The sequence below is a fragment of the Vreelandella hamiltonii genome, assembly GCF_014651795.1.
In the GTDB taxonomy this organism is placed as follows: domain Bacteria; phylum Pseudomonadota; class Gammaproteobacteria; order Pseudomonadales; family Halomonadaceae; genus Vreelandella; species Vreelandella hamiltonii.
Genome location: NZ_BMXO01000002.1, coordinates 243807 through 265387, shown reverse-complemented (window position 1 = coordinate 265387; position 21581 = coordinate 243807). Strand labels below are relative to the sequence as shown.

At 59.9% G+C, this 21581-nt stretch carries 19 protein-coding genes; 6 read left to right on the top strand and 13 right to left on the bottom strand.

From position 1 onward, the window contains the following. Positions 1-43: 43 nt before the first annotated feature. The 5 genes from IE061_RS04595 to IE061_RS04575 form a co-directional block, all read right to left on the bottom strand. Positions 44-511, bottom strand: coding sequence for an S-ribosylhomocysteine lyase (locus IE061_RS04595; protein WP_039175540.1), 468 nt, complete (start codon positions 509-511; stop codon positions 44-46). A 51-nt stretch (positions 512-562) separates the two neighbouring features. After that, complete coding sequence (locus IE061_RS04590) at positions 563-913, bottom strand: putative quinol monooxygenase (RefSeq protein ID WP_016916271.1); 351 nt, start codon at positions 911-913, stop codon at positions 563-565. Positions 914-974: 61 nt separating this feature from the next. Then, positions 975-1652: a haloacid dehalogenase type II gene (locus IE061_RS04585; protein ID WP_096921391.1), complete on the bottom strand. Its 678-nt coding sequence runs from the start codon at positions 1650-1652 to the stop codon at positions 975-977. Between the two features lie 140 nt (positions 1653-1792). Next, a complete protein-coding gene (locus IE061_RS04580; RefSeq protein ID WP_039175536.1) occupies positions 1793-3226 on the bottom strand; it encodes an aspartate aminotransferase family protein in 1434 nt (477 codons plus the stop codon). A 186-nt stretch (positions 3227-3412) separates the two neighbouring features. Continuing rightward, positions 3413-4909: an NAD-dependent succinate-semialdehyde dehydrogenase gene (locus IE061_RS04575; protein ID WP_193461086.1), complete on the bottom strand. Its 1497-nt coding sequence runs from the start codon at positions 4907-4909 to the stop codon at positions 3413-3415. Between the two features lie 364 nt (positions 4910-5273). On the opposite strand from IE061_RS04575, the gene IE061_RS04570 reads away from it, so the two are divergent. Next, positions 5274-6494: a GGDEF domain-containing protein gene (locus IE061_RS04570; RefSeq protein WP_193461085.1), complete on the top strand. Its 1221-nt coding sequence runs from the start codon at positions 5274-5276 to the stop codon at positions 6492-6494. On the opposite strand, the gene IE061_RS04565 is transcribed toward IE061_RS04570, so the two are convergent. Genes IE061_RS04565 through doeA form a run of 3 tightly spaced genes read right to left on the bottom strand, consistent with a single transcriptional unit; the run spans position 6489 to position 9238 of the window. Continuing rightward, positions 6489-6971: an Lrp/AsnC family transcriptional regulator gene (locus IE061_RS04565; protein WP_096921394.1), complete on the bottom strand. Its 483-nt coding sequence runs from the start codon at positions 6969-6971 to the stop codon at positions 6489-6491. The two genes, IE061_RS04570 and IE061_RS04565, sit on opposite strands and share 6 nt — an antisense overlap. A gap of 8 nt (positions 6972-6979) precedes the next feature. Next, the gene (doeB, locus tag IE061_RS04560; protein WP_039175530.1) at positions 6980-8011 is read right to left on the bottom strand and encodes a N(2)-acetyl-L-2,4-diaminobutanoate deacetylase DoeB; all 1032 of its coding nucleotides are present in this window, start codon (positions 8009-8011) and stop codon (positions 6980-6982) included. Positions 8012-8038: 27 nt separating this feature from the next. Next, complete coding sequence (gene doeA, locus IE061_RS04555; RefSeq protein WP_039175528.1) at positions 8039-9238, bottom strand: ectoine hydrolase DoeA; 1200 nt, start codon at positions 9236-9238, stop codon at positions 8039-8041. A gap of 296 nt (positions 9239-9534) precedes the next feature. Between doeA and IE061_RS04550 the strand changes: the two genes are divergently transcribed. The 4 genes from IE061_RS04550 to IE061_RS04535 all read left to right on the top strand — a co-directional run bounded on the left by IE061_RS04550 (position 9535) and on the right by IE061_RS04535 (position 13549). Beyond that, positions 9535-10470 carry a 2-hydroxyacid dehydrogenase gene (locus IE061_RS04550; protein ID WP_193461084.1) on the top strand — a complete coding sequence of 312 codons (936 nt, stop codon included), beginning with the start codon at positions 9535-9537 and terminating at the stop codon, positions 10468-10470. Positions 10471-10597: 127 nt separating this feature from the next. Continuing rightward, positions 10598-11314, top strand: coding sequence for a hypothetical protein (locus IE061_RS04545; protein ID WP_373294941.1), 717 nt, complete (start codon positions 10598-10600; stop codon positions 11312-11314). Then, on the top strand, positions 11315-12247 hold the full coding sequence (locus tag IE061_RS04540; protein WP_096921398.1) for a LysO family transporter: 933 nt from the start codon (positions 11315-11317) through the stop codon (positions 12245-12247). A 72-nt stretch (positions 12248-12319) separates the two neighbouring features. Next, positions 12320-13549, top strand: coding sequence for a nucleoside recognition domain-containing protein (locus IE061_RS04535; protein WP_193461082.1), 1230 nt, complete (start codon positions 12320-12322; stop codon positions 13547-13549). Between the two features lies 1 nt (position 13550). Here IE061_RS04535 and IE061_RS04530 read toward each other — a convergent pair whose 3' ends face one another. The 5 genes from IE061_RS04530 to IE061_RS04510 all read right to left on the bottom strand — a co-directional run bounded on the left by IE061_RS04530 (position 13551) and on the right by IE061_RS04510 (position 20380). Next, entirely contained in the window at positions 13551-14564 is a 1014-nt protein-coding gene (locus tag IE061_RS04530) for an asparaginase (RefSeq protein ID WP_193461081.1), read from the bottom strand. Between the two features lie 33 nt (positions 14565-14597). Then, positions 14598-16061 (bottom strand): alanine/glycine:cation symporter family protein, encoded by a 1464-nt coding sequence (locus IE061_RS04525; RefSeq protein WP_193461080.1) that lies wholly within the window; start codon positions 16059-16061, stop codon positions 14598-14600. Between the two features lie 227 nt (positions 16062-16288). Continuing rightward, positions 16289-18472, bottom strand: coding sequence for an OsmC domain/YcaO domain-containing protein (locus IE061_RS04520; RefSeq protein ID WP_193461079.1), 2184 nt, complete (start codon positions 18470-18472; stop codon positions 16289-16291). Positions 18473-18580: 108 nt separating this feature from the next. Then, positions 18581-19465: an alpha/beta fold hydrolase gene (locus IE061_RS04515; protein ID WP_193461078.1), complete on the bottom strand. Its 885-nt coding sequence runs from the start codon at positions 19463-19465 to the stop codon at positions 18581-18583. Between the two features lie 30 nt (positions 19466-19495). Beyond that, entirely contained in the window at positions 19496-20380 is an 885-nt protein-coding gene (locus IE061_RS04510) for a LysR family transcriptional regulator (RefSeq protein ID WP_193461077.1), read from the bottom strand. A gap of 119 nt (positions 20381-20499) precedes the next feature. Here IE061_RS04510 and IE061_RS04505 point away from each other — a divergent pair, with 119 nt between their 5' ends. Further along, positions 20500-21510, top strand: a complete 1011-nt coding sequence (locus IE061_RS04505) for a zinc-binding alcohol dehydrogenase family protein (protein WP_193461076.1) — start codon at positions 20500-20502, stop codon at positions 21508-21510. Positions 21511-21581 lie beyond the last annotated feature (71 nt).

Here is a 21581-nt window from a genome sequence, read left to right as displayed (position 1 = left end):
TTGCCGAACGCCCCGTCAATGGGGCGTTCGAAACAGCGACCGATTAAGCAAACACCTCAGTCCACTCACCGCGCTTGGCCAACAGGTTACGTGCCAGTTCCTGGGCACCTTCCAGGCTGTGGCTGGCGGCCCAGCCGCACTGCATTTCGTTGCAGGCAGGCACTTCGGTAGCGGTCAAGACGTCGTTGAGCGTCTGCTCAATGATCGACAGTACGTCGTCGTAATCGTCGTGGTTGATCAACGCGATGTAGAAGCCGGTCTGGCAGCCCATCGGGCTGATATCGACGACTTTATCGGTATGGTTGCGCGACAATTCCGCCATCAGGTGCTCCAGGGAGTGCAGCGCAGGCATCTCCATGTGCTCCTTGTTGGGTTGGCAGATACGCAGGTCGTATTTGTGGATACGGTCGCCGTGCTGGCCTTCCTTGATATCGGCCAGACGCACGTAGGGTGCCTTTACCTTGGTGTGATCCAGGTTAAAGCTTTCGACGTTCATCTTTTTTTCGGTCATGTTGACTCCGTAGTCGCTCTCGTTCGCGGGACTATTCTACACGTTGTGCACTCATGACACCTTGGGGGCGTCGAAATTCCACGGCTCATCGGTGTAGACACATACGTTGGCGTCTTCGATGTCACCATCCGGCGACTCGACGTGCTGGGCGAAGAATTCCTGGATCTCTTTACGCTGGCAATGCGCTTCGAACTCTTCACGGCTGGCCCAAATCTCGTGGAACACGATGGGGTAGCTGGTGCCTTGGGCAAACGGGTTATCGATCTGGCGAGTCACTGTGTACAACAGGCAAGCATCTTCACGATGGGCGTTGGGCTCAAGACTTTGCAGTGCCTTGAAGACCGCTTCTTCTTTGCCTGGCTTGGGTTTAAAGCTGGCAGTGCAATAGATTTTTTTCGACATGCTGTCTTCCAGATAGGGGGAATCACGACTCATTATGCGACCAGGATGTGCAGATACCAACCTATGGCACCATACGATCAGCCAACATTTCCAGATCAGACACCGTCATATCCGGCTCGCCACCCCAGGGGTCGAAGGGCGCATCCGATTGGCGGCGCACCCAAACACTGCGCAGGCCCGCTTGCGTGGCACCAATCACGTCAAAGGCGTTGCTTGAAATCAACCAGGTATTTTCTGGGCGCGCTTCAAGCTGACTGCGTAAATAAGCGTACACGGCGGGGTCGGGTTTGAAGCGTTTGATATCGTCCACACTCACCACCGCATCCATATGGCGCTGCACGCCTGCACGGCTCAAGAGCTGGTTCACTGCGTCTGATGTGCCGTTAGAAAACGCCACGCAGCGAATCCCTGCATCGCGCAGCTGGTCCAGCGCAGGCACTACATCGGGGAATGCGGGCAGTTCTGTATACACGGCCATCAAGTGGTCGTGATCGTTATCGGATAGCCCGGCTTGCAGCGCACGGTTCGTAAATACCAGCGCTTCGCGAGTACAGTCAGAAAACGGCACGTAGGCCCCCATTAACCCGCGGCGAAAGCTGTATTCCAGCTGTTTTTCGCGCCAACGCTTGGCGAACTCAAGCGCTTGTGAGGTATCTTTCAAGCGTCGTTCCAGCTCAACGGTGACGCCCTGAGTGTCAATCAACGTGCCGTATACATCAAAGGCGAGTACCGGTTGCATGGTGAGCGTCTCCTCAACGATCAACGTTCTATTGTCTATTTACACTGTCCAGCTATTCACACTGTTCAGCATAGACGCCACGATCAAAAACAAAAACGCCGCTGCATCGGCAGCGGCGCTTAAACGGATAAAGCAGGCGATTAAACGGTAAAGGCAGCTTCTTGCTGACCCGTTTTCAGATCACCCGAGCGCACCAGCTCATCGGTCACGCGGTCGATGGCACGCTTGGCACGGCCAATCATCTCGTCTACTTCTCCACGGTTGATGATCAGCGGCGGCGCAAAGCCGAGGATGTCGCCCTGGGGCATGGCGCGGGCAATCAGGTTCTCTTCCATGGCCGCAGCCGCGACGCGCGGGCCAACTTTCAGCACGGGGTCGAAGTGCAGGCGCTGCTTGGCATCCGGTGAGAACTCCAGCGCCGCCATCAGGCCAACGCCGCGCACGTCGCCCAGCAGCGGGTGACCTTCGAAGGTGGCTTTCAGCTGCTGCTGGAAGTAAGCGCCGGTTTCTGCCGCGTTGCCCACCAGATTCTCGCGCTCGATGATATCCAGATTGGCAAGGCCAGCAGCACAGCCCAGAGCGTGGCCGGAGTAGGTCCAGCCGTGGCCGATGGGGCCGAATTCGCCGGTGCCCTGCTCCAGCACTTTCCATACCTTGTCGCCGACGATGACGCCGGACAGCGGCTGGTAGGCACTGGTCAGGCCTTTGGCGATAGTGATCAGGTCAGGCTTCATATTGTAGTGGTGGCTACCGAAGTCGGAGCCGGTACGGCCAAATCCACACACCACTTCGTCGGCAATCAGCAGCACGTCGTACTTGTCCAGGATCGGCTGAATCGCTTCCCAATAGCCCTCCGGCGGCGGCACGATACCGCCAGTACCGAGCACCGGCTCGCCGATGAAGGCAGCCACGGTGTCCGGCCCTTCCTCCAGAATCATGGCTTCCAACTTGTCCGCGCAGTAGGCAGAAAATTCGAGCTCGGTCATGCCATGCTGCTCGGCGGCACGCAGGTAGTAGTGCGGCGCTTCGGTATGGCGAATGGTATCGATGGGCAGGTCGAAGTGATCGTGGAACGCCTTCAGACCAGTCAGCGAGCCAGACGCGATGCCTGAGCCGTGGTAACCGCGCATGCGCGAGATGACCTTTTTCTTCTGCGGGCGGCCCAGCACGTTGTTGTAGTAACGCACGATCTTGAGCTGGGTTTCGTTGGCATCAGAACCCGACATGCCGTAGTAGACCTTGGACATGTTGAGGCCTGCAATTTTCAGCACGCGCTCGGAAAGCTCGATTTGCGGCTCGTTGGAGTGGCCCACGTAGGTGTGATAATAGGAGAGTTCCAGCGCCTGCTTGTAGATCGCTTCCGCCACTTCGGTGCGGCCATAGCCGATGTTGACGCAGTAAAGGCCCGCAAAACCATCGATGAACTCGCGGCCATCCTTGTCCACGATGTGGATGCCTTTACCGCCGGTAATCACGCGGCCAGGCAAATCACCATGGGCAAAATCACGCAGGTGCGTAGAGGCGTGGAAGGTGACTTTGCGGTCGCGTTCGATCAGATCCTGATGCAAGCTCATAATGCTCTCTCTGTACGATAAACCTCCCCACAGTTGGGGAGGATATTTTATCTTTGGTGACTGACTTAATGATGGGCACCTCGCGGTGCCTTCGCCCGGCAAAGCCGGCCTCCCACAGGGCCAATTCAAGCGCCTAACGGGGGTTGTGGGAGGGCGCTTCAGCGCGCGATGCTGTGGCTCCCAAACCTAGCTACCCGACACCGATCCCAGCGCGCCCAGGCAGTAGTACTTCGTTTCCAGATACTCATCGATCCCCGTCGCGCCACCTTCACGGCCAAGGCCGGACTGTTTGACGCCGCCGAAAGGCACGGGCGGCCCGGTCATCTTCACGGAATTGACGCTCACCATGCCGTACTCCAGCGCGCGCATCAGCTTCCAGATGCGGCGTATATCATGGGTGTAGATATACGCCGCCAGGCCGTATTCGGTGTCGTTGGCCATGTCGATGACTTCGTCGTCGCTACTATAAGCGGTAATGCCGGCCACCGGGGCAAAGTTCTCTTCCCGCCATACCTTCATTTTTGGCGTCACACCGGTCAGCAGCACCGGCATGAAGAAGTTGTCGCCCGGCGCTTGGCTTTGGTCGCCCGCGATCAGGGTGGCCCCTTTTGAGATGGCATCATCGACAATCGCAGCCGCTTTTTCGACCGCCTGGCGGTGAATGAGCGGGCCAAGATCCACTTCGCCGTGCAGGCCGTTGCCTACGGTGAGTGCCGCCATGCGCTCGGTGAACTGGGCAACGAACTCATCGTGAATGGATTCGTGTACCAGAATACGATTCGCGGCAAGGCAATCCTGCCCGGCGGTTTGGAACTTCGCGGCCACGGCAGCGTAGGCCGCTTCTTTGGGGTCCATATCCGGCCCGACGATAAAGGGTGCGTTGCCGCCCAGCTCCAGCGAAAGCCGCTTCACGGTGTTGGCGCTCTGCTCGATGAGCAAGCGGCCAACACGGGTGGAACCAGTGAATGAAAGCGCCCGGATGCGCGGTTCGCTGCACAAAATCTTGGAGACTTCCGCAGGCTCGCCTAGCACTACGTTGAAGATGCCTTCGGGAATGCCCGCTCGCTCGGCGAGTTCTGCCAGCGCCAGCGCCGAGAACGGCGTTTCGTTGGCGGGCTTTACAATCACCGGGCAACCTGCGGCCAGCGCGGCGGCGGCCTTGCGGGTGATCATCGCCAGCGGAAAGTTCCACGGCGTAATCATCGCAGCAATGCCCACCGGCTCTTTAATCGTGCCGAGCGATGCATTGGGAATGTGGCTCGGGATGGTCTCGCCGTAGGTGCGCTTGCCCTCTTCCGCGAACCAGCGCACAAAGCTTGCGCCATACTCCACTTCGCCACGAGCATCGGGCAGTGGCTTGCCCTGCTCCAGGGTCATGATGGTAGCGAGGTCTTCGCGGTTGGCCTGAATCAGGTCGTACCACGCCAGCAGACGTTCGCAACGCTCATCGGCGCGCAGCGCCCGCCAGTGGACGAATGCCGCTTCAGCCGCATCCACCGCCGCCGTGATTTGATTCGCTTCCAGCAGCGGAATATGACCAATGGCTTCGTTGGTTGCCGGGTCGTACACGGCCTCTTCACGGCCACCTTCGCCATGGGTCCACTTGCCGTTCACATAAGCGTACTGACGGAACAAGCGTGGATCTTCCAGGCGTTTCACAAGGGCAGTGGATAGTGTGGTCATGACTCTTCTCCAGGAGGCTGCCACGACGCTGAGAGCAGGTAGTGGCAACGACCGTGACGCTACAAGAAAGGGGGTTCAGCTGCCGCTCTGCGGGCTTGCTGCAATGCCTGTAGCGTAAGGGAGATAGCCCACGAAGTGTTTTTGAAAGTGAACGTTTAAACGCGGGATTTTTTTGTGGAACGGGCATTTTCACGCGTTTTTTTTGGGTGACGCACGTCCTGCCATATAACTTGTACAAGAATATAAAATATTGTGGCAAATGATGGCTGCCGCCTTCTGTCAGGGCGATTCTGACGTAATATGAGATCTAGTCACGCACCTGAACTTGCCGCTGGCCTCTGCTTGCCGCTCAAGAGATAACGCCGTGTATCGACTTCCCTACTTTCAGCAGCTCTCCGAGCATATCGGCCACCTGACCGTTCGCGAACGCTACGATCAGGATCGCCATGAGACACGGCTGCGCTCGATAACAGTGCTCACGGGCTGGCTCGCGCTGTTTTATTTTTCGTACACGCTGGTGGATATCTACTTGCTCCCCGATATCGCCTTGCGCTCTTTGGCGATGCGCTTTCTGCTGATGGGGCCCGCCACCCTTCTGCTGTTTGCCTATTATCGACGTCCCGTGCCCATCCGCCATAAAGAGCTGGCCGGGGTACTGGTGGTCTGCTTGGGCACGGTGGTGTGGTGCGCCATTTTATTGGGTTCACAAGACCCGGACGTGCTGGGCTACTTCTACGCAGGGCTCGTCTTTTTGCTGGTGATTACCATCGTCTTCACTCCGCCCTTCGAATATAGCCTTTATGGTTCGCTGTTCATCTTTACCTGCCTGTACAGCACGATATTCTTCTTGCCTGGGGCCCACCCTGAGTACGTGATGAATCACCTCTCCGTAGGCGTTCCGGTGCTGGTACTCTCGCTCATGGCAAATTATCGCTTCTCGTCCGAATCGTTGCGGCTCTACCTTGAAAACACACGCGTAGAGCAGCTGCGTACCGAGTTGGCTGCCCGGAATGCCGAACTGGAGAAAATGACCTACCTGGATCCCCTGACCGGGCTTGCCAACCGTCGGGGCCTGGGGCGCTTCGCCTCCACCTTGACGCAGCCTGATACGCCACTGGCAGTCGCTGTCATCATCGTCGATGTGGATCACTTCAAAGCCTTCAACGACTTTTACGGTCATTCCGAGGGGGACCGCTGCCTCCGCGCGGTGGCAGGCGCGCTTCAGGCAGCCTGTCAGGGCAGCGGTATCGTCTGCCGGTTTGGTGGCGAAGAGTTTCTGGTATTGAGCTGCGAACACGCCACCGTGGCCAACGCCGTGGCGCTGGCCGAGCGCATTCGACTGAAAGTCGCTCATCTGGCAGTGCCTCATGCCCCGACCACCGAGGGTAAAGTGACCGTGAGCGTGGGAGTATGCGCAGGCCCTGTGGCCCCTGATGCACACATTGACAGGCTCATCAAAGCAGCCGACGACGCGCTGTACGAGGCCAAGCGTGAAGGCCGCAATCGCGTCAGGTCGGGCACGCTCGCAAACCCTGGCAGCAACGTCTCTCCTGACGAGACCATTGGAACCCAGCCAACCTTATAGTGGGCTGCACAAATCACTATCGATGGCGATGGACTGGCGTTTGACGGTCTTGGTGACGATATAGGTGAAATAGCGCTCGATCCCCGCCTCGGATACCAGCCACTTGTCCATCAGCCGCTGGTAGCTGTCGATGGTGCGGGCCTCGAACTTCACCAGATAATCAACGCCACCGCCCACGGCCACACATTCGGTGACCTCGGGGGTAGCCATCACGAGCGCTTCAAAACGGGCAAAGCTTTCAGCGTTGTGCTGCTTGAGCTCGATCTGCACCCATACGGGGTTGCGCGGCACCAATACCTCCGCATTGATGCGTGCCGTGTAGCCTTCGATCACACCCGCCTTCTCCAGGCGCTTCACCCGCTCCCAACAGGGGCTGACCGAGAGATTGATCGCCTCGGCCAGCTTCGACTTGGTGATCCGCCCGTCCCGGGAGAGGATATCGAGGATTTTTAAATCATAGCGATCCAGTTTCATCATGCCGGGGGCTATGCCTCCAGGCGTTCGACAACGTCGGCAATCACCGCCAGGGTGTCACCCATATTGATCAGCGAAGGGGCTCGACGCGCCATCAGAATGCCGTCGCGCTCGGCCTGGTACGCCACTGGCGCCGACCCGCTGCGGGTCATGTCATAAACATAGGCAATGGTCTGGCCCTTCTTCACTTCGTCGCCCAGTGCCACCAGCAGCTCCAACACACCGGCGTGCTGGCTCTGCACGTAGCAGCTGGCGTCCGGCATATCCAGGTACATCTGCCCGCCTTCGGGCATCTCCACGTTGCCTTCTACCAAACCGTAATGAATCAGGAAGTTGCGCACGCCGCGCTCGGCAATGGCGATGCTTTGCGGGGTGGAAGTACCGCCGCCGCCAAGCTCGGTGGCCACGAATACTTTGCCCTGACGTTCGCAGGCGGTATCGAAAAGCTTTTCGGCGTCCAGCTCGAACATCACCATGGCATAAGGCGCACCGAAGGCCTTGGCGCCTTCCAGCGCCGCCTGCTGCTGGTGTTTGTCATCCAGTAAGTGAGACGCACCAAACGGCAGGATATCCAGCGTGCGGCCACCAGAGTGCAGGTCGAGCACGACATCACTCATGGGCACCAGCACCCGGGTGAAGTAGTCGGCAATTTGTGAGGTCACCGTGCCGTTAGGGTCGCCGGGAAAGCTGCGGTTCAGGTTGCCTTTGTCCATCGGTGAGGTGCGCTTGCCAGCCATCACCGCCGGGGTGTTCATGCAGGGCACGATGATCACGCGGCCAGTGACCTCCTCGGCCTTGAGCGCCGAGGAGAGCTTGAGCAGCGACGTTATGCCTTCGTACTCGTCACCATGGTTGCCCCCCGTCAACAGGGCCGTGGGGCCTTCGCCATTCTTCACCACGGTCACGGGAATCATCACCGCCCCCCAGGCAGACTCATCAGTGGAGATCGGCAGCTTCAAAAAGCCGTGCTGCACGCCGTCGGCGTCGAAGTCGACGGTGGCAGAGATGGGGCTGGGCCGTAGTGAGTTCGGTTGAAGCGTCATGGTGAATCCTTTTTATTGAACGACCGGCTACTTCACGAACAGCTGGCGGGGGAAGTTTGCCAGCGTTTCGCAGCCGTCTTCGGTAATCAGTATGCTTTCGGTAATTTCCAGCCCCCAGTCATCGACCCACAGGCCCGGCATGAAGTGAAAGGTCATGCCCGGCTGCAGGATCGTCTCGTCCGAGGGACGCAGGCTCATGGTGCGCTCGCCCCAGTCGGGGGGGTAAGAGATGCCAATCGGATAGCCGCAGCGCGCGCCACCGCGGTCAAAACCGTACTTGTCCATGGCTGCGCCCAGCGCCATGGCGATATCGGCCGTGCGATTGCCGGGCTTGGCAACGGCCAAACCGTTTTCGATGCCTTCCAGCAAGGCCGATTCGGCGCGGATGAAGTCAGTGGGCGGCGTGCCGAGGAACACGGTGCGCGACATGGGCGCATGGTAGCGCTTGAACACCCCGGCAATTTCGAAGAAGGTGCCTTCACCATTGCGGAACGGCGTATCGTCCCAGGTCAGGTGTGGCGCCGCCGCATCCTTGCCCGTAGGCAGCATGGGCACGATGGCCGGGTAATCACCGCCAAACACCTTGCCGTTTTCGTCGATGAACCCTTCGATGCCCACGCGATAGATTTCAGACACCAGCTTGCTCTTGGGCAGCCCCGGCTCGATCACTTCCAGAATGCGCGAGTGCATGCCTTCTACGATCTTGGCGGCGACCCGCATATAGGCAATTTCCTGGGGAGACTTGATCGCCCGGCACCAGTTCACCAGCGCGTTGGCATCCATGAAGCGCGCGTGGGGAAGCTCCTTGAGCAGGCTTTGGTAGGCCTTGGCGGAAAAGTAGTAGTTGTCCATTTCCATGCCCACCACGCCGGTGTGCCAGCCACGGTCGGGCATGATCGACTGCGCCAGATACTCCATCGGGTGCATGTCAGGGTTCTGGACGTAGTAATCCGGGTAATAGGTGATGTTATCGGGGTGAATCCAGCAGGTGCGCAGCGCGCCATTGGCATCCATACGGCGACCAAACCACACCGGCTCACCCTCCAACCCCACCAGCACGCACTGGTGCACGTAAAATGACCAGCCGTCGTAGCCGGTCAGCCACGCCATGTTGGAAGGGTCGCTGACGATCAACACATCAATGCCGCGACCGGCCATTTCAGCACGCACTTTCCATAAACGGCTGGCGTACTCTTCACGGGTGAAAGGCAGGGAAACCTCTGTCATCGGGCAACTCGCCAATAAAAGATCACTTAGAACCAGCGCCCGCGGTAAGGCGCGCCACTGGGCCACAGGATCGACCTGGTCACCGCCGCTGCTGGCCCGCCAATGTCGCCTTGCCCCGATACTAGCACCCCTCCTTGGTCAGCGGTCAAAGCCTTTATGTCAAAAATTGCATAGACCGTTAACATCGCTTCTAACGAGGCGTTGGCCGTGAAGCGACGCGCTTGGCGTGGGTTGCGGTCTTCGGGTTCTCTCGCTCATGATAGAGCTTCCCCAAAAGCCGCAGCTAAGGAGCCTTCATGAAAATTGTCGTCCATATCGACAATGCAGCGCAGTGGCAGGCCGCTATTGCCGACGCATTGCCCCAGGCCACGGTATTGACCAGCGACGCCCCGGCCAGCGAGCGGCTCAATGCCGATTACCTGGCCGTCTGGAAGGCACCGGCACATTTGCTGCAGGAGCAAACGCACCTGAAAGGCATCATCAATCTCGGGGCTGGCGTCGACCACTTGCTCAATACGCCGGGCCTTCCTGAAGGCGTGCCCATCGTCAAACTGCGCGACGCGGGCATGAGCGAACTGATGGCCGACTACGTACTATACGGCGTGCTGCACTTCTACCGCAGCATGGACCGCTACCGCGAGCAGCAGGCCCACGCCCAGTGGGCGCCGCAGCCAGTCGCCGACAAGGCCGACTGGCCGGTGGGCGTGCTGGGGCTCGGGGCCATTGGTGGCTACGTGGCCAGTGCGCTACAGCAGGCAGGGTTTCCGGTCTTGGGGTGGAGCCGCTCTGCCAAACAGATCAGCGGGGTACGCTGCCTGCACGGTGACGAAGGCCTGGACCAGCTGTTAAGCAAGGTGCAAAGCGTCGTGACCATCCTGCCGGATACCCCGGCCACTCGGCATATCCTGAACGCCGCCCGGCTGGCGCAACTTCCGCCAGGGGCAAGTGTTATCAATCCGGGGCGCGGGAGTCTGATCGACGAACAAGCTCTGTTGAAAGCCCTTGGCACGGAACAGCAGCCAGGCCACCTGCGCGGTGCGCTGCTGGACGTCTTCCACGAAGAGCCGCTGCCTGCCAATCACCCGCTGTGGCAACACCCCAAAGTGATCGTGACGCCGCATATGGCGGCCCCGACTCCGCTGAACGACGCCATCGATCAGGTCATTTCCTATCTGCATGCCTTCGATGCCGGTGAGCCTCTCGCCACCGTCAACCCCGATGCGGGCTACTGACGCCCATGGCTCGGCACGTTATACTTTGCCAAGCGTGATCGTTTGCTGAGAACGGGCCAGCGACGCTGTGGAACCAAGGGCTGACACAAAGGTTCTGAGGATCATATATTCAATGGAGGAATGGCCTTTGCGTCACGTCAACGTAACTGCGGCTCGCCGCTGGCTGAGCATCACTGTGGGTGCCCTGAGCGTGTCTGGCATGACAGCCGCCCTCGCAGAGCAACCCATCGAAGACTCCCCGTGGGCAGCGCCCCAACCGTTCGAAGCTCAGTACCGGCTGGAGATTCGTGGTTGGCCCGGCGCGACCATCACCCACACCCTATCCAACGAAGGCCTGCACTGGCTCAGCGACATGAGCTTTTCAGTCGCCGTGGCGCGCGGGCAAGAGCGCAGCCGCTTTGCAGTGGACGATGACACCACACGCTCGCTACTCTACAACAGCAGCTACTCGCTGTTTGGCGTGGGCGACAGCTACCAGTTGAACGAAGCCGATATCCACTCGCTGGACCGCCAGACGGCTCTGTTCGACCTGTCACGGCGGGTCGGCCATGAAGACTGCACCCAAGAAGCACCTTGCGATATCTCGTTCGTGGACCACCGAGGTCGAGACGAGCACTTCCAGTACTACCTGAATCCCCCGGCCAGAGTCAGCGTCCCCGCTGGGGAGTTCGACGCTAAGCAGGTCACCTTGGTAGATGCCGAGAAACCCGACCGTCACCTGGTGATCAATTTTCACCCTGACTGGCCCGGGCTGATCCTCTCTGCGGAGTACCAGAAGGAAGGCAGTCGCCAGACCGCCATCACCATGACACGCTTCACGCCTGCCGAGGGTAAAGAACTCTAGATGCTCTCTGGCTTATTGATCGTACTGTTGCCGCTGTTTCTGGGCTATCTGGTTCGCGTTCGTTCCACGTGGTGGCTGAACCTCATCAACCGAGCCGTCAGCGGCTCGGTATACTTGATACTGCTGTTCATGGGAGTGAGCCTGGCGGGGCTTGAAAACCTGGGTAGCCAGCTGTCTCGCCTCGGGGGCAACGCCCTGCTGCTGTTCAGTATCACCACCCTCTTCAATCTTGCCGCCCTATGGTGGCTTTCCAGGCGCGTACGCCTGAGCGCGGGGAACTCTCCCGTGGTCAAGGACGCCCCCACCAGCAAACTGGCGGCCATGGGCGGCTCGCTGATGCTCGTTGCCGTGGTGGCGGGTGGCGTGGCGCTGGGGCTGCTGCTCGGCCCTGTGCTGGGGGAAACGCTGTATACCACGGCGGACTGGCTGGCAGAGTGGGTGCTCTACGTGCTGCTGGTGTTGATTGGCTGCCAGCTGCGCAATTCGGGCATGCCGCTCAAGCAGATTCTGCTCAACCGTCTGGGGCTCGCCATTGCGGTCACCCTGGCGCTCAGCTCGCTGTTGGCAGGCTTGGCCGCCGCCCCCTTGCTCTCGCTGCGCTGGAATGAAGGTCTGGCCATGGCCTCCGGGTTTGGCTGGTATTCGCTGTCGGCCATTCTGATTGGCGACCAGCTCGGCCCGCTGATGGGCGGCGTGGCGTTCTTCAACGACCTGACCCGCGAGCTGCTGGCATTCATACTGATTCCGTTGGTCATCCATCGCCACACCGCGCTGGCGATTGGCTATGGCGGGGCCACCTCCATGGACTTCACCCTGCCCGTGATTCAGCAGCATGGCGGCGTGGCCTGTGTGCCCATTGCCGTGGTCAGCGGCTTTATCCTCTCGTTACTCTCCCCGCCGCTGATTCTGTTCTTTCTTTCGCTGTCGGGTTAGCGTGAGCGGGCGCTCCTTGGGTAGGATACGCAGCTAGCGTATTGCTTCGATCATCAAGGACGCCCACCCACCATGCTCAACGGAATCTGGTTAAGCTTTTTCATTGCCGCCTTTGCGGCATCGCTCTGGCAATGGCTGGTGGGTGGCGACAGCGAGGTGTTTGCCCGCCTGGTGCAGTCGCTGTTCGATATGGCAAGGGTCAGCGTCGATATCATTCTGGTGCTGCTGGGCACCATGACGCTGTGGCTGGGATTTCTGGCCATTGCTGAAAAGGCGGGGTTAATCCGCCTGCTAGGGCGAGTGCTCGACCCGCTATTCAGCCGTTTGATGCCAGAGGTGCCCCGTGGCCACCCGGCCATGGGGCTGATTAGCATGAATTTTGCGGCCAATATTTTGGGCTTGGATAACGCCGCTACCCCTATTGGCATCAAGGCCATGCATTCGCTGCAAACCCTGAACCCCAGCCGCGATACCGCCAGCAATGCGCAAATCCTGTTTCTGGTACTGAATACCTCGTCGCTTACCCTACTGCCCGTCACGATCTTCATGTACCGCGCCCAGCAGGGGGCAGCGGAACCCACGCTGGTGTTTCTGCCGATTCTGCTGGCGACCAGTTCATCCAGCCTCGCCGGGCTGCTGGCGGTGGCCATCATGCAGCGTCTGAAGCTTTGGCAACCGGTGGTGCTGGGGTACTTGCTGGCCGCTGCGCTGGCCCTGGGGCTTTTGATCACCACGCTGGCGGGGATGTCGGCTCAAGCGCTGGCTGCGGCTTCCACGCTGGTTGGCAACCTCACGCTGTTCAGCATTGTGATCATGTTCCTGGTCGTGGGGGCACTGCGCGGCGTGAAGGTGTATGACGCCTTTATCGAGGGTGCCAAAGAAGGCCTGAGCTTTACCATCACCCTGCTGCCCTATCTGGTGGCCATGCTGGTGGCCGTCGGGGTGCTGCGCGCCAGCGGCGTGCTGGATGCCGGGCTTGGCGGCATTCGCTGGCTGGTAGAGGGCATCGGCTGGGATACTCGCTTTGTGGATGCGCTACCCACCGCCTTTGTGAAACCGCTCTCCGGCAGCGGCTCCCGCGCCATGATGATCGAGACCATGAACACCTTTGGTGTCGATAGCTTCCCAGGGCTACTGGCTGCCACGTTCCAGGGCAGCACCGAAACCACCTTTTATGTGCTGGCGGTCTACTTCGGCGCCATTGGCATTAGCCGCATTCGCCATGGGTTGGGATGCGCCTTGGTCGCCGATATAGCAGGCATCACCACCGCCATTCTGGTGTGTTACTGGTTCTTTGGCTGAATCAGCAAGACCGTTCGCCACGAATCGCTGTGCGGAGTGCTTTGCGCAGCGCTGGCCCGGAAAGCCCACGGCCAAGCAGAACGATGAGTTTGGCCACGGCGGCTTCCAGCGTGATGTCTCCTCCAGCGATCACGCCCGCCTGATTGAGCGCCGCCCCGGTGGCGTAGGCGCCTTGAATGACCTCCCCCTGAGCGCACTGCGTGACGTTGAGCAGCGCCACGCCCCGCTCTTGGGCTGCCTTCAAGGCATCGAGCAGTGCACCGTCAAAGCTGGGCGGGTTCCCCACGCCGTAGCTGTGCAGCACCACACCTTTCAGCGTGTCGTCTGCCAGTAGCGCTTTTGCGCGCGTTAGCGACATGCCTGGGTGTAGCGGCAGCACCGCTACCGCCTCGTCATCGAGTTCGATGGGAGCAAAGTTGGGCTCCCCGCTGAGCAGCGCCGAGGGCTGGGGAAAGGTGATGCCAATGCCGATCTCGGCCAGCCAAGGGAAGTTGAGGGAGTCGAAGGCATCCAGGCCTTGAGTACGCACCTTGCGGGCGCGGTTACCGCGCAGCAGCCGGTCATGGAAGACCAGGCTCACTTCGCAGGGTGTGGCCGGATGAGCCGCCAGCTGTAGCGCGCTGACCACGTTGTTAAGCGCGTCGCTTCTGGGCTCACCCAGCGGAATTTGAGAGCCGGTGAAGATCACCGGCTTGTTCAAGGCACCAAGCATGAACGACAGCGCCGACGCGCTGTAGGCCATGGTATCGGTGCCGTGCAGAATCACGAAGGCATCGTAAGCCTGCCAGTGGGTCGCCAGCGCCGCCACGAGACGATTCCACGCCTCCGGCATCAGCTCGGCGCTGTCGATCAGCGGCTGCATTTCCACTACGTCAAAGGCAGGCAGCCGATAAGGATCACCCAGTGCCAGGTGCGCTGCTAAGCGCTCGGCCAGCCCCGCGCAGGGCACATAACCTTGTGGCGATGGCTGCATGCCAATGGTGCCACCCGTGTAAAGCATGAGGACGCGGGGCATGGGGACTCCTTATCGAATTGAATACAAACGCACTTACTTCGCGGGCGCACTTTCCAGCCGCTGCTTCAGCGCATCAGCTTCTTCCGGCTCCAGCTCCCACGCTTTGGGGTCCAGATCGAGATCCGGGTGCTGGCTGGCATCGAAAATCGGCTGTTTGATGCCCTGACGGCGCTGGCTGTCGAAATCGTTCAGAATGCGCAGGCCGCACTTGAACAGCAGAATCAGTGCAACGAGGTTGACCACTGCCAAGAGGCCCATGGTCACGTCGGCAAAGCCAAACACGGTGCCTAGATCGGTGGTCGCGCCCCAGCATACCAGCAGTACGATCGCCACCCGGAAGGCGTTGAACAGGTTCTGGTTGTCACGGCTGAAGAAGTTCAGGCTGTTTTCGCCCAGGTAGTAGTTGTAGAGGATGGTGCTGAAGGCAAACAGCAGCAGCGCCAGGCTCACGAAGGTGCGGCCCCACTCGCCCACGTGGTCTGCCAAGGCAGCCTGGGTGAGCGCGATACCTTCGACACCTGCCCCAGCGGCTGGGTCGTATACGCCGCTGAGCAGAATCAGAAACGCCGTGGCCGAGCAGATGATCACCGTATCGATGAACACCGAGAATGCCTGCACGATGCCCTGGTTGGCCGGGTGTGGCACGTACGCCACGGCAGCCACGTTGGGCGCACTGCCCAGGCCTGCTTCGTTGGAGAACAGGCCGCGCTTCAAGCCCATCATGATGGCAGCGCCAATCCCGCCGCCTACCAGCGGCTCAAGGCCAAAGGCACTCTTGACAATCAGAGCAATCACCGCGGGGATCTCACCCAGGTTCATGGCAATCACCAACAGCGCCACGGCGATATAGCCCACGGCCATGAAGGGCACCAGGAATTCGGAAATGCGGGCAATCCGCTTGATGCCGCCGAAGATGATCAGCCCCACCAACATGGCCAGCGCAATACCGCTGTACAGCACCGGTACGCCGAAGGCATCGCCAAACGAAGTGGCAACGGCATAGGACTGCAGGGCGGTAAAGGCGAAACCAAAGGTAATCAGCAGCAGTACCGAGTAGAACGCTGCCAGCCAGCGCCACTGCTTGCCCAAACCTTTGACGATGTAGTACGCCGGACCACCGCGGTAAGTGCCGTCGCCTTCCGCCTGTTTGTAGGTTTGCGCCAGAGTGCACTCCAGGAAGCTGGTCGCCATACCCATCAAACCGACGATCCACATCCAGAAAATCGCCCCCGGGCCGCCCAGCGTAATCGCCACGGCCACGCCGGCGATGTTACCGCCGCCCACGCGCCCCGCCACCGACAGCACCAGTGCCTGAAACGAACTCAAGTGGCCGTGCTGATTACGCTTGAAGGCTTGGCCAGAACCCAGAATACGAAACATCTGACCAAAATAACGAAACTGTACGAAGCGGGAGGCAACGGTAAAACCGATACCAACGCCCACCAGTAAAACGAGCAGGACCTTCCCCCAGAGGAGGTCGTTGAGCATATCGAGCATGGGATAGTCTCCGCATTTTTATATTGGCGTTATGGTTGTGATCGCGTCTTTGTTTGCGATTGAGAGGCGCGGAAAGTGTTGTACCAAGCCAAACACGGGATGACGTTTGGCGCAGCGATGCAGTTGGTTGCACTCACTGCGCCAGCCACTGCACCAGAGTGCACCATATAAAAAACGGTGCGGGCCTTGGCAGGCCACGCACCGTTATGCTCAACCAGTAGCTACCGTCAGAGGCCCGCGTTTGCCGCCCTGGCCGCGTGAAGCTTCTTGTAGCTTTCGATCAGGCGCTGGTGGCGCTCCAGCCCCTCCAACTGCATGTTGGTGGGAGTAAGGCCGTGGAAGCGCACGCTGCCATCCACCGAGCCAACCACCGCCTCCATGGTGGCTTCGCCGAACATGCGCTGGAAGTTGGGCAGGTAGTCGTCCAACGCCAGCTCGTCGTCCAGGGCAATCTCCAGCACCGCGTTCACGGCTTGATAGAACAGGCCACGCTCGACGGTGTTGTCGTTGTACTGCAGGAACATCTGCACGCAGTCCAGCGCCTCTTCATGGCGGCCAAGCGCCAGGTAGACCAGCAGCTTCAGCTCAAGGATGGTCAGTTGCCCCCACACGGTGTTCTCGTCGAACTCGATACCGATCAGCGTGATGATATCAGCGTGGTCGTCCATCTGACTCTCTTCCAGCCGCTCGACCAGATCGGTCAGCTGTGCGTCGTCCAGGCGGTGCAGGTTGAGGATATCTTCGCGGTAATCCAGCGCCTTGTTGGTGTTATCCCAAATCAGGTCTTCGATGGGGTACACCTCGGAGTAGCCCGGCACCAGAATGCGGCACACCGGTGCGCCCAGGTCTTCGTGTACCGCCATGTACACTTCAGCCCCCAGCTCCTCGAAAATACCGAACAGGGTCTCGGCTTCTTCCTCGTTGCTGCCGGAGAAGTCCCACTCGCTGAACTCGAAGTCGGGCTTGGCACTGAAGAAGCGCCAGGAGACCACGCCCACCGAGTCGATGAAGTGCTCGACGAAGTTGTTCGGCTCAGAGACAGTCTGGGAATTGAAGGTCGGCAGCGGCAGGTCGTTCAGGCCTTCGAAACTGCGCCCCTGCAGCAGCTCGGTCAGGCTGCGCTCCAGCGCTACTTCAAAACTTGGGTGGGCACCAAAGGAAGCGAATACCCCGCCGGTACGCGGGTTCATCAGCGTCACGCACATCACCGGGAACTGCCCGCCCATGGAGGCATCCTTCACCAGCACCGGGAAGCCCTGGGCTTCCAGGGCATTGATGCCCTCGACAATGCTGGGGTACTTGGCCAGCACTTCTTGCGGTACGTCGGGCAGGGTCAGCTCCTGTTCGAGGATCTCCCGCTTCACCGCCCGCTCGAAAATCTCTGAAAGGCACTGCACCTGAGCTTCCACCAGGGTGTTGCCCGCGCTCATGCCGTTGCTGAGGAACAGGTTTTCGATCAGGTTGGAGGGGAAGTAGACCGTTTCGCCATTGCTTTGGCGCACAAAGGGCAGCGAAACGATGCCGCGATCTTCACGACCCGAGTTGGTATCGATCAGGTTGGAGCCACCCAGCTCGCCTTCCGGGTTGTAAATCGCCAGGCAGTGCTCGTCGAGAATGCCTTTCGGCAGCTCGTCATTCGGCCCCGGCTTGAACCACTTCTCGTTAGGGTAGTGAACGAATTCGCTGCCCGCGATCTCTTCACCAAAGAACTGATCGTTGTAGAAGAAGTTGCAGCTCAGGCGCTCGATAAACTCGCCCAGCGCTGAACAGAGCGCGCTCTCTTTGGTCGCGCCTTTGCCGTTGGTAAAGCACATGGGCGAAGCCGCATCGCGGATATGCAGCGACCACACGTGGGGCACGATATTGCGCCAGGAGGCGATCTCGATCTTCATGCCGAGGTCGGCAAGAATCGCGCTCATATTGGCAATAGTCTGCTCCAGCGGCAGGTCTTTGCCTTCGATGTAGGTGCTGCCACCTTCCGGCGCGCCCATCAACAGCGCTTGGGCGTCCTCGTCGATGTTCTCGACCACTTCGATCTGAAACTCGGGGCCGGTCTGGACGACCTTCTTCACCGTGCAGCGGTCGATGGAGCGCAGGATGCCTTCGCGATCCTTTTCCGAGATATCTTCCGGCAGCTCGACCTGGATTTTGAATATCTGCTTGTAGCGGTTTTCCGGGTCGACGATGTTGTTTTGCGACAGGCGAATGTTCTCGGTGGGAATATTACGCGCGTTGCAGTACACCTTAACGAAGTAGGCAGCACACATGGCCGATGACGCCAGGAAGTAGTCAAACGGGCCGGGAGCCGAGCCGTCGCCCTTGTAGCGAATCGGCTGGTCGGAGATGACCGTAAAATCGTCGAACTTGGACTCCAGGCGGAGGTTGTCGAGATAGTTAACTTTGATTTCCATAAGCGGGCGTCCGGAGTAATGAGTGTGCCTGAGCGCCAACGCATCAGGCGAATGGTGGCCATTATCCAGTTTTTTGCCCGCTTCGTCTTGGGCAGTCGCGTGAATCGCTTATTGCGGTTCCAGCAAGAACGGCAGCGCCTCCTCTAGCAGCACGTCAGGGATCTCTTCGGCGATATAGTGCCCGCAAGGCAGCGCCTTGCCCTCTACCTGTGTCGCTACCTTGCGCCACTCACTAAGAGCGTCGAAGCAGGCTTCAATCGCGCCTTGAGCACCCCACATCACGTTGATGGGGCAGGTCAGTTTCACACCCGCATCGATATCCGCTTGATCGTGTTCTAAATCGATAGTCGCGCTGGCGCGGTAGTCGCCGCAGATGCCGGTGGCCGTGCCGGGAAGCGCCAGGCAGCGCTCGTACTCTGCCAGCGCTTCCGGGGCGAACGGTGCCATACCTGCGCTGCGGGCGCCCATCACGCTTTTCAGGTACTGCTCGGGGTCGGCTTGAATCAGCATTTCCGGCAGCGGCTGAGGGCGAATCAGAAAAAACCAGTGCCAGTAGCTGCGGGCAAACGCCTCATTGGTGCCACGGTACATGGCCAGCGTGGGGGCGATATCCAAAAGCACCATGCGCTCGATCCGCTCGGCGTAATCAACGCCTAAACGATGCGCCACCCGCGCGCCGCGGTCGTGGGCCAGTACTTTAAACCGCTCAAAGCCCAGCGCGCTCATCAGTTCGGCCATATCGGCGGCCATGGTGCGCTTGGCGTAATTGAGATGCTCTGCGTCATCGTCCGGCTTGCCGCTGTCGCCGTAGCCGCGCAGGTCGGCGGCAATCACCGTGAAGTGCTGGGCAAGCGTGGCCGCCACTTTGTGCCAGATCATATGGGTCTGCGGGTGCCCATGAAGCAGCAGCAACGCCGGGCCACTGCCCCCCATGCGGCAGGCAATATCGACGCCGTTAACGCGGCGTGTCTGTTTTTCAAACCCTTCAAACATAACGAGCTCCTCGCGGATAGATGATGCTCTTCATTCGACGACTTCTTGTAACCGCTCGATCAGAAAGTCTTTCAGCGCGACCACGGCGGGCGTGAGCGACAGCCGATGCGGGCAGACGAGATACAGCGGCGCGGGCTCGGTAGGAAACGCAGCCAACAGCGCCACCAAGCGGCCTGCGCGGAGATCCGCCTGAACATCCAGGCGAGATTTATAGGCAATGCCCTCTCCCGCCAGCGCCCAGCGGCGCACACACTCGGCATCGTCGCTCACCCGATTGCCCTGCACGTTGATACGCTCACTGCCGAACTGCCACTGGTCATGCACCCGCTCACCAAGATTGAAGCAGAGGCAGTTGTGCTGGCGTAGTTCATCTGGCATGGCGGGCTCGCCGTGGCGCGCGATATAGCGAGGTGCGGCGCACACCACCCGTTGGTTATCACTTTTTAGCGGCAGGGCTACCAGGCTGGAATCCTCCGGCACGCCGTAACGCAGGGCAATCTCCACTGACTGGCGAAACAGATCGCTCACCCGATCGCTGACCCGAAGCCGCAGACGCAGCTGCGGATGCAGCGCCATAAAATGGTCCAGCCAGCCCAGCAGCACGTTGCGGCCCAGATCGGAAGGCATGGAGAGGCTGAGCTCTCCCGCGATCTCCTGGCGTTCGCGGTGCAGCTCTTTTTCCCCTTCGGCAAGGGCGCTCAATGCCGTTTTCGCATGCACTAAATAGTGCGCCCCGGCGGGTGTTAGCCGCAAGCTGCGGGTAGAGCGTACCAGTAGCCGCGTGCCCAACGCGTCTTCAAGCCGTTTGATCGCCACGCTAGCCACTGCCGGGGTAATCGCCAGCTCCCGCGCGGCGGCGGAAAGGCTGCCGTGCTCGGCGGCATAGACAAGCACGTTTAGGTCATCGGTAAGCATGGAGCGATAGCGCCCTTATTTTCAAAAAAAATTGGAAACTGTTAGCTACATTAGCCCTCTTTTTCATAAAACGACACCCAGGCATGATGTCGCCATTCATTATCGCTTGGAGAACGACCATGAAAGCATTCGCGTTTACCAAAAGCCTACCGACCGACCACCCAGAAGCCCTGCACGCCGTCGAGCTGCCGCTGCCCACACCCGAGCCCCACGATATTCGTGTCGCGGTCAGCGCAGTTTCCGTCAACCCGGTAGATGCCAAGGTGCGCAAAAGCGCGCTGCCCGAAGGCGGCGAGCCGCGGGTGCTGGGTTACGACGCGGTAGGCGTGGTCGATGCCGTGGGCAGTGCAGTCACTCGCTTTCAGCCGGGTGACCGGGTGTGGTACGCAGGCAGCATTGCGCGCCAAGGCTCCAATGCCGAGTACCAGCTGGTCGATGAGCGTATCGCCAGCCTGGCGCCGAAAAGTCTGTCTGACGTCCAGGCAGCGGCTCTCCCTCTCACCGCCATTACCGCCTGGGAGCTACTGTTTGACCGCCTGGAACTGGGCCTGCGCGACACCAAAGGCAAAACATTATTAGTGGTAGGTGCTGCCGGTGGCGTTGGCTCGATTCTGATTCAGCTGGCCAAGCAGCTCACCGATATCACCGTGATTGGGACGGCCTCACGCCCGGAAAGCCAAGCCTGGGTCACGTCGCTCGGCGCCGATGCGGTGATCGACCACCGCCAACCGCTGGATGAAGCGCTCAAAGCCGCAGGCTACGAGCAGGTGGATATGGTCATCAGCCTTAACCAAACCGATCACCACTTCGAGGCGATCATCAATGCCTTGAAGCCCCAGGGCAAATTGGCACTGATCGATGACCCGGAGCTGATCGACGTGCGTAAACTCAAGCTCAAGAGCCTGTCACTGCACTGGGAGCTGATGTTCACTCGGCCTTTGTTTACTACCGAGGACATTGCCAAGCAGCACGACCTATTGAGCGAAGTTGCCGCCATGGTGGATAGCGGCCGTTTGACCACGACGCTTGGCGAGGTACTTGGCCCCATCACTGCCGACAACCTGACGCGTGCCCACACGCTGATCGAGAGCAACCGCACCGTAGGCAAGCTGGTGCTAGCGGGGTTTTAAGCACACGCGCCGATCATTTCAAGCCAGCTTGAGGTATCAGCCGTTGCACTCTTGGGCGCAAGGCGGCACAT

What these genes read in the sequence shown, in the direction of transcription:
- IE061_RS04595 (WP_039175540.1), bottom strand. Translation starts at nt 511, where the DNA reads ATGACCGAAAAAAAGATGAACGTCGAAAGCTTTAACCTGGATCACACC.
- IE061_RS04590 (WP_016916271.1), bottom strand. Translation starts at nt 913, where the DNA reads ATGTCGAAAAAAATCTATTGCACTGCCAGCTTTAAACCCAAGCCAGGC.
- IE061_RS04585 (WP_096921391.1), bottom strand. Translation starts at nt 1,652, where the DNA reads ATGCAACCGGTACTCGCCTTTGATGTATACGGCACGTTGATTGACACT.
- IE061_RS04580 (WP_039175536.1), bottom strand. Translation starts at nt 3,226, where the DNA reads ATGAGCTTGCATCAGGATCTGATCGAACGCGACCGCAAAGTCACCTTC.
- IE061_RS04575 (WP_193461086.1), bottom strand. Translation starts at nt 4,909, where the DNA reads ATGACCACACTATCCACTGCCCTTGTGAAACGCCTGGAAGATCCACGC.
- IE061_RS04565 (WP_096921394.1), bottom strand. Translation starts at nt 6,971, where the DNA reads ATGATGAAACTGGATCGCTATGATTTAAAAATCCTCGATATCCTCTCC.
- doeB (WP_039175530.1), bottom strand. Translation starts at nt 8,011, where the DNA reads ATGACGCTTCAACCGAACTCACTACGGCCCAGCCCCATCTCTGCCACC.
- doeA (WP_039175528.1), bottom strand. Translation starts at nt 9,238, where the DNA reads ATGACAGAGGTTTCCCTGCCTTTCACCCGTGAAGAGTACGCCAGCCGT.
- IE061_RS04550 (WP_193461084.1), top strand. Translation starts at nt 9,535, where the DNA reads ATGAAAATTGTCGTCCATATCGACAATGCAGCGCAGTGGCAGGCCGCT.
- IE061_RS04540 (WP_096921398.1), top strand. Translation starts at nt 11,315, where the DNA reads ATGCTCTCTGGCTTATTGATCGTACTGTTGCCGCTGTTTCTGGGCTAT.
- IE061_RS04535 (WP_193461082.1), top strand. Translation starts at nt 12,320, where the DNA reads ATGCTCAACGGAATCTGGTTAAGCTTTTTCATTGCCGCCTTTGCGGCA.
- IE061_RS04530 (WP_193461081.1), bottom strand. Translation starts at nt 14,564, where the DNA reads ATGCCCCGCGTCCTCATGCTTTACACGGGTGGCACCATTGGCATGCAG.
- IE061_RS04525 (WP_193461080.1), bottom strand. Translation starts at nt 16,061, where the DNA reads ATGCTCGATATGCTCAACGACCTCCTCTGGGGGAAGGTCCTGCTCGTT.
- IE061_RS04520 (WP_193461079.1), bottom strand. Translation starts at nt 18,472, where the DNA reads ATGGAAATCAAAGTTAACTATCTCGACAACCTCCGCCTGGAGTCCAAG.
- IE061_RS04515 (WP_193461078.1), bottom strand. Translation starts at nt 19,465, where the DNA reads ATGTTTGAAGGGTTTGAAAAACAGACACGCCGCGTTAACGGCGTCGAT.
- IE061_RS04510 (WP_193461077.1), bottom strand. Translation starts at nt 20,380, where the DNA reads ATGCTTACCGATGACCTAAACGTGCTTGTCTATGCCGCCGAGCACGGC.
- IE061_RS04505 (WP_193461076.1), top strand. Translation starts at nt 20,500, where the DNA reads ATGAAAGCATTCGCGTTTACCAAAAGCCTACCGACCGACCACCCAGAA.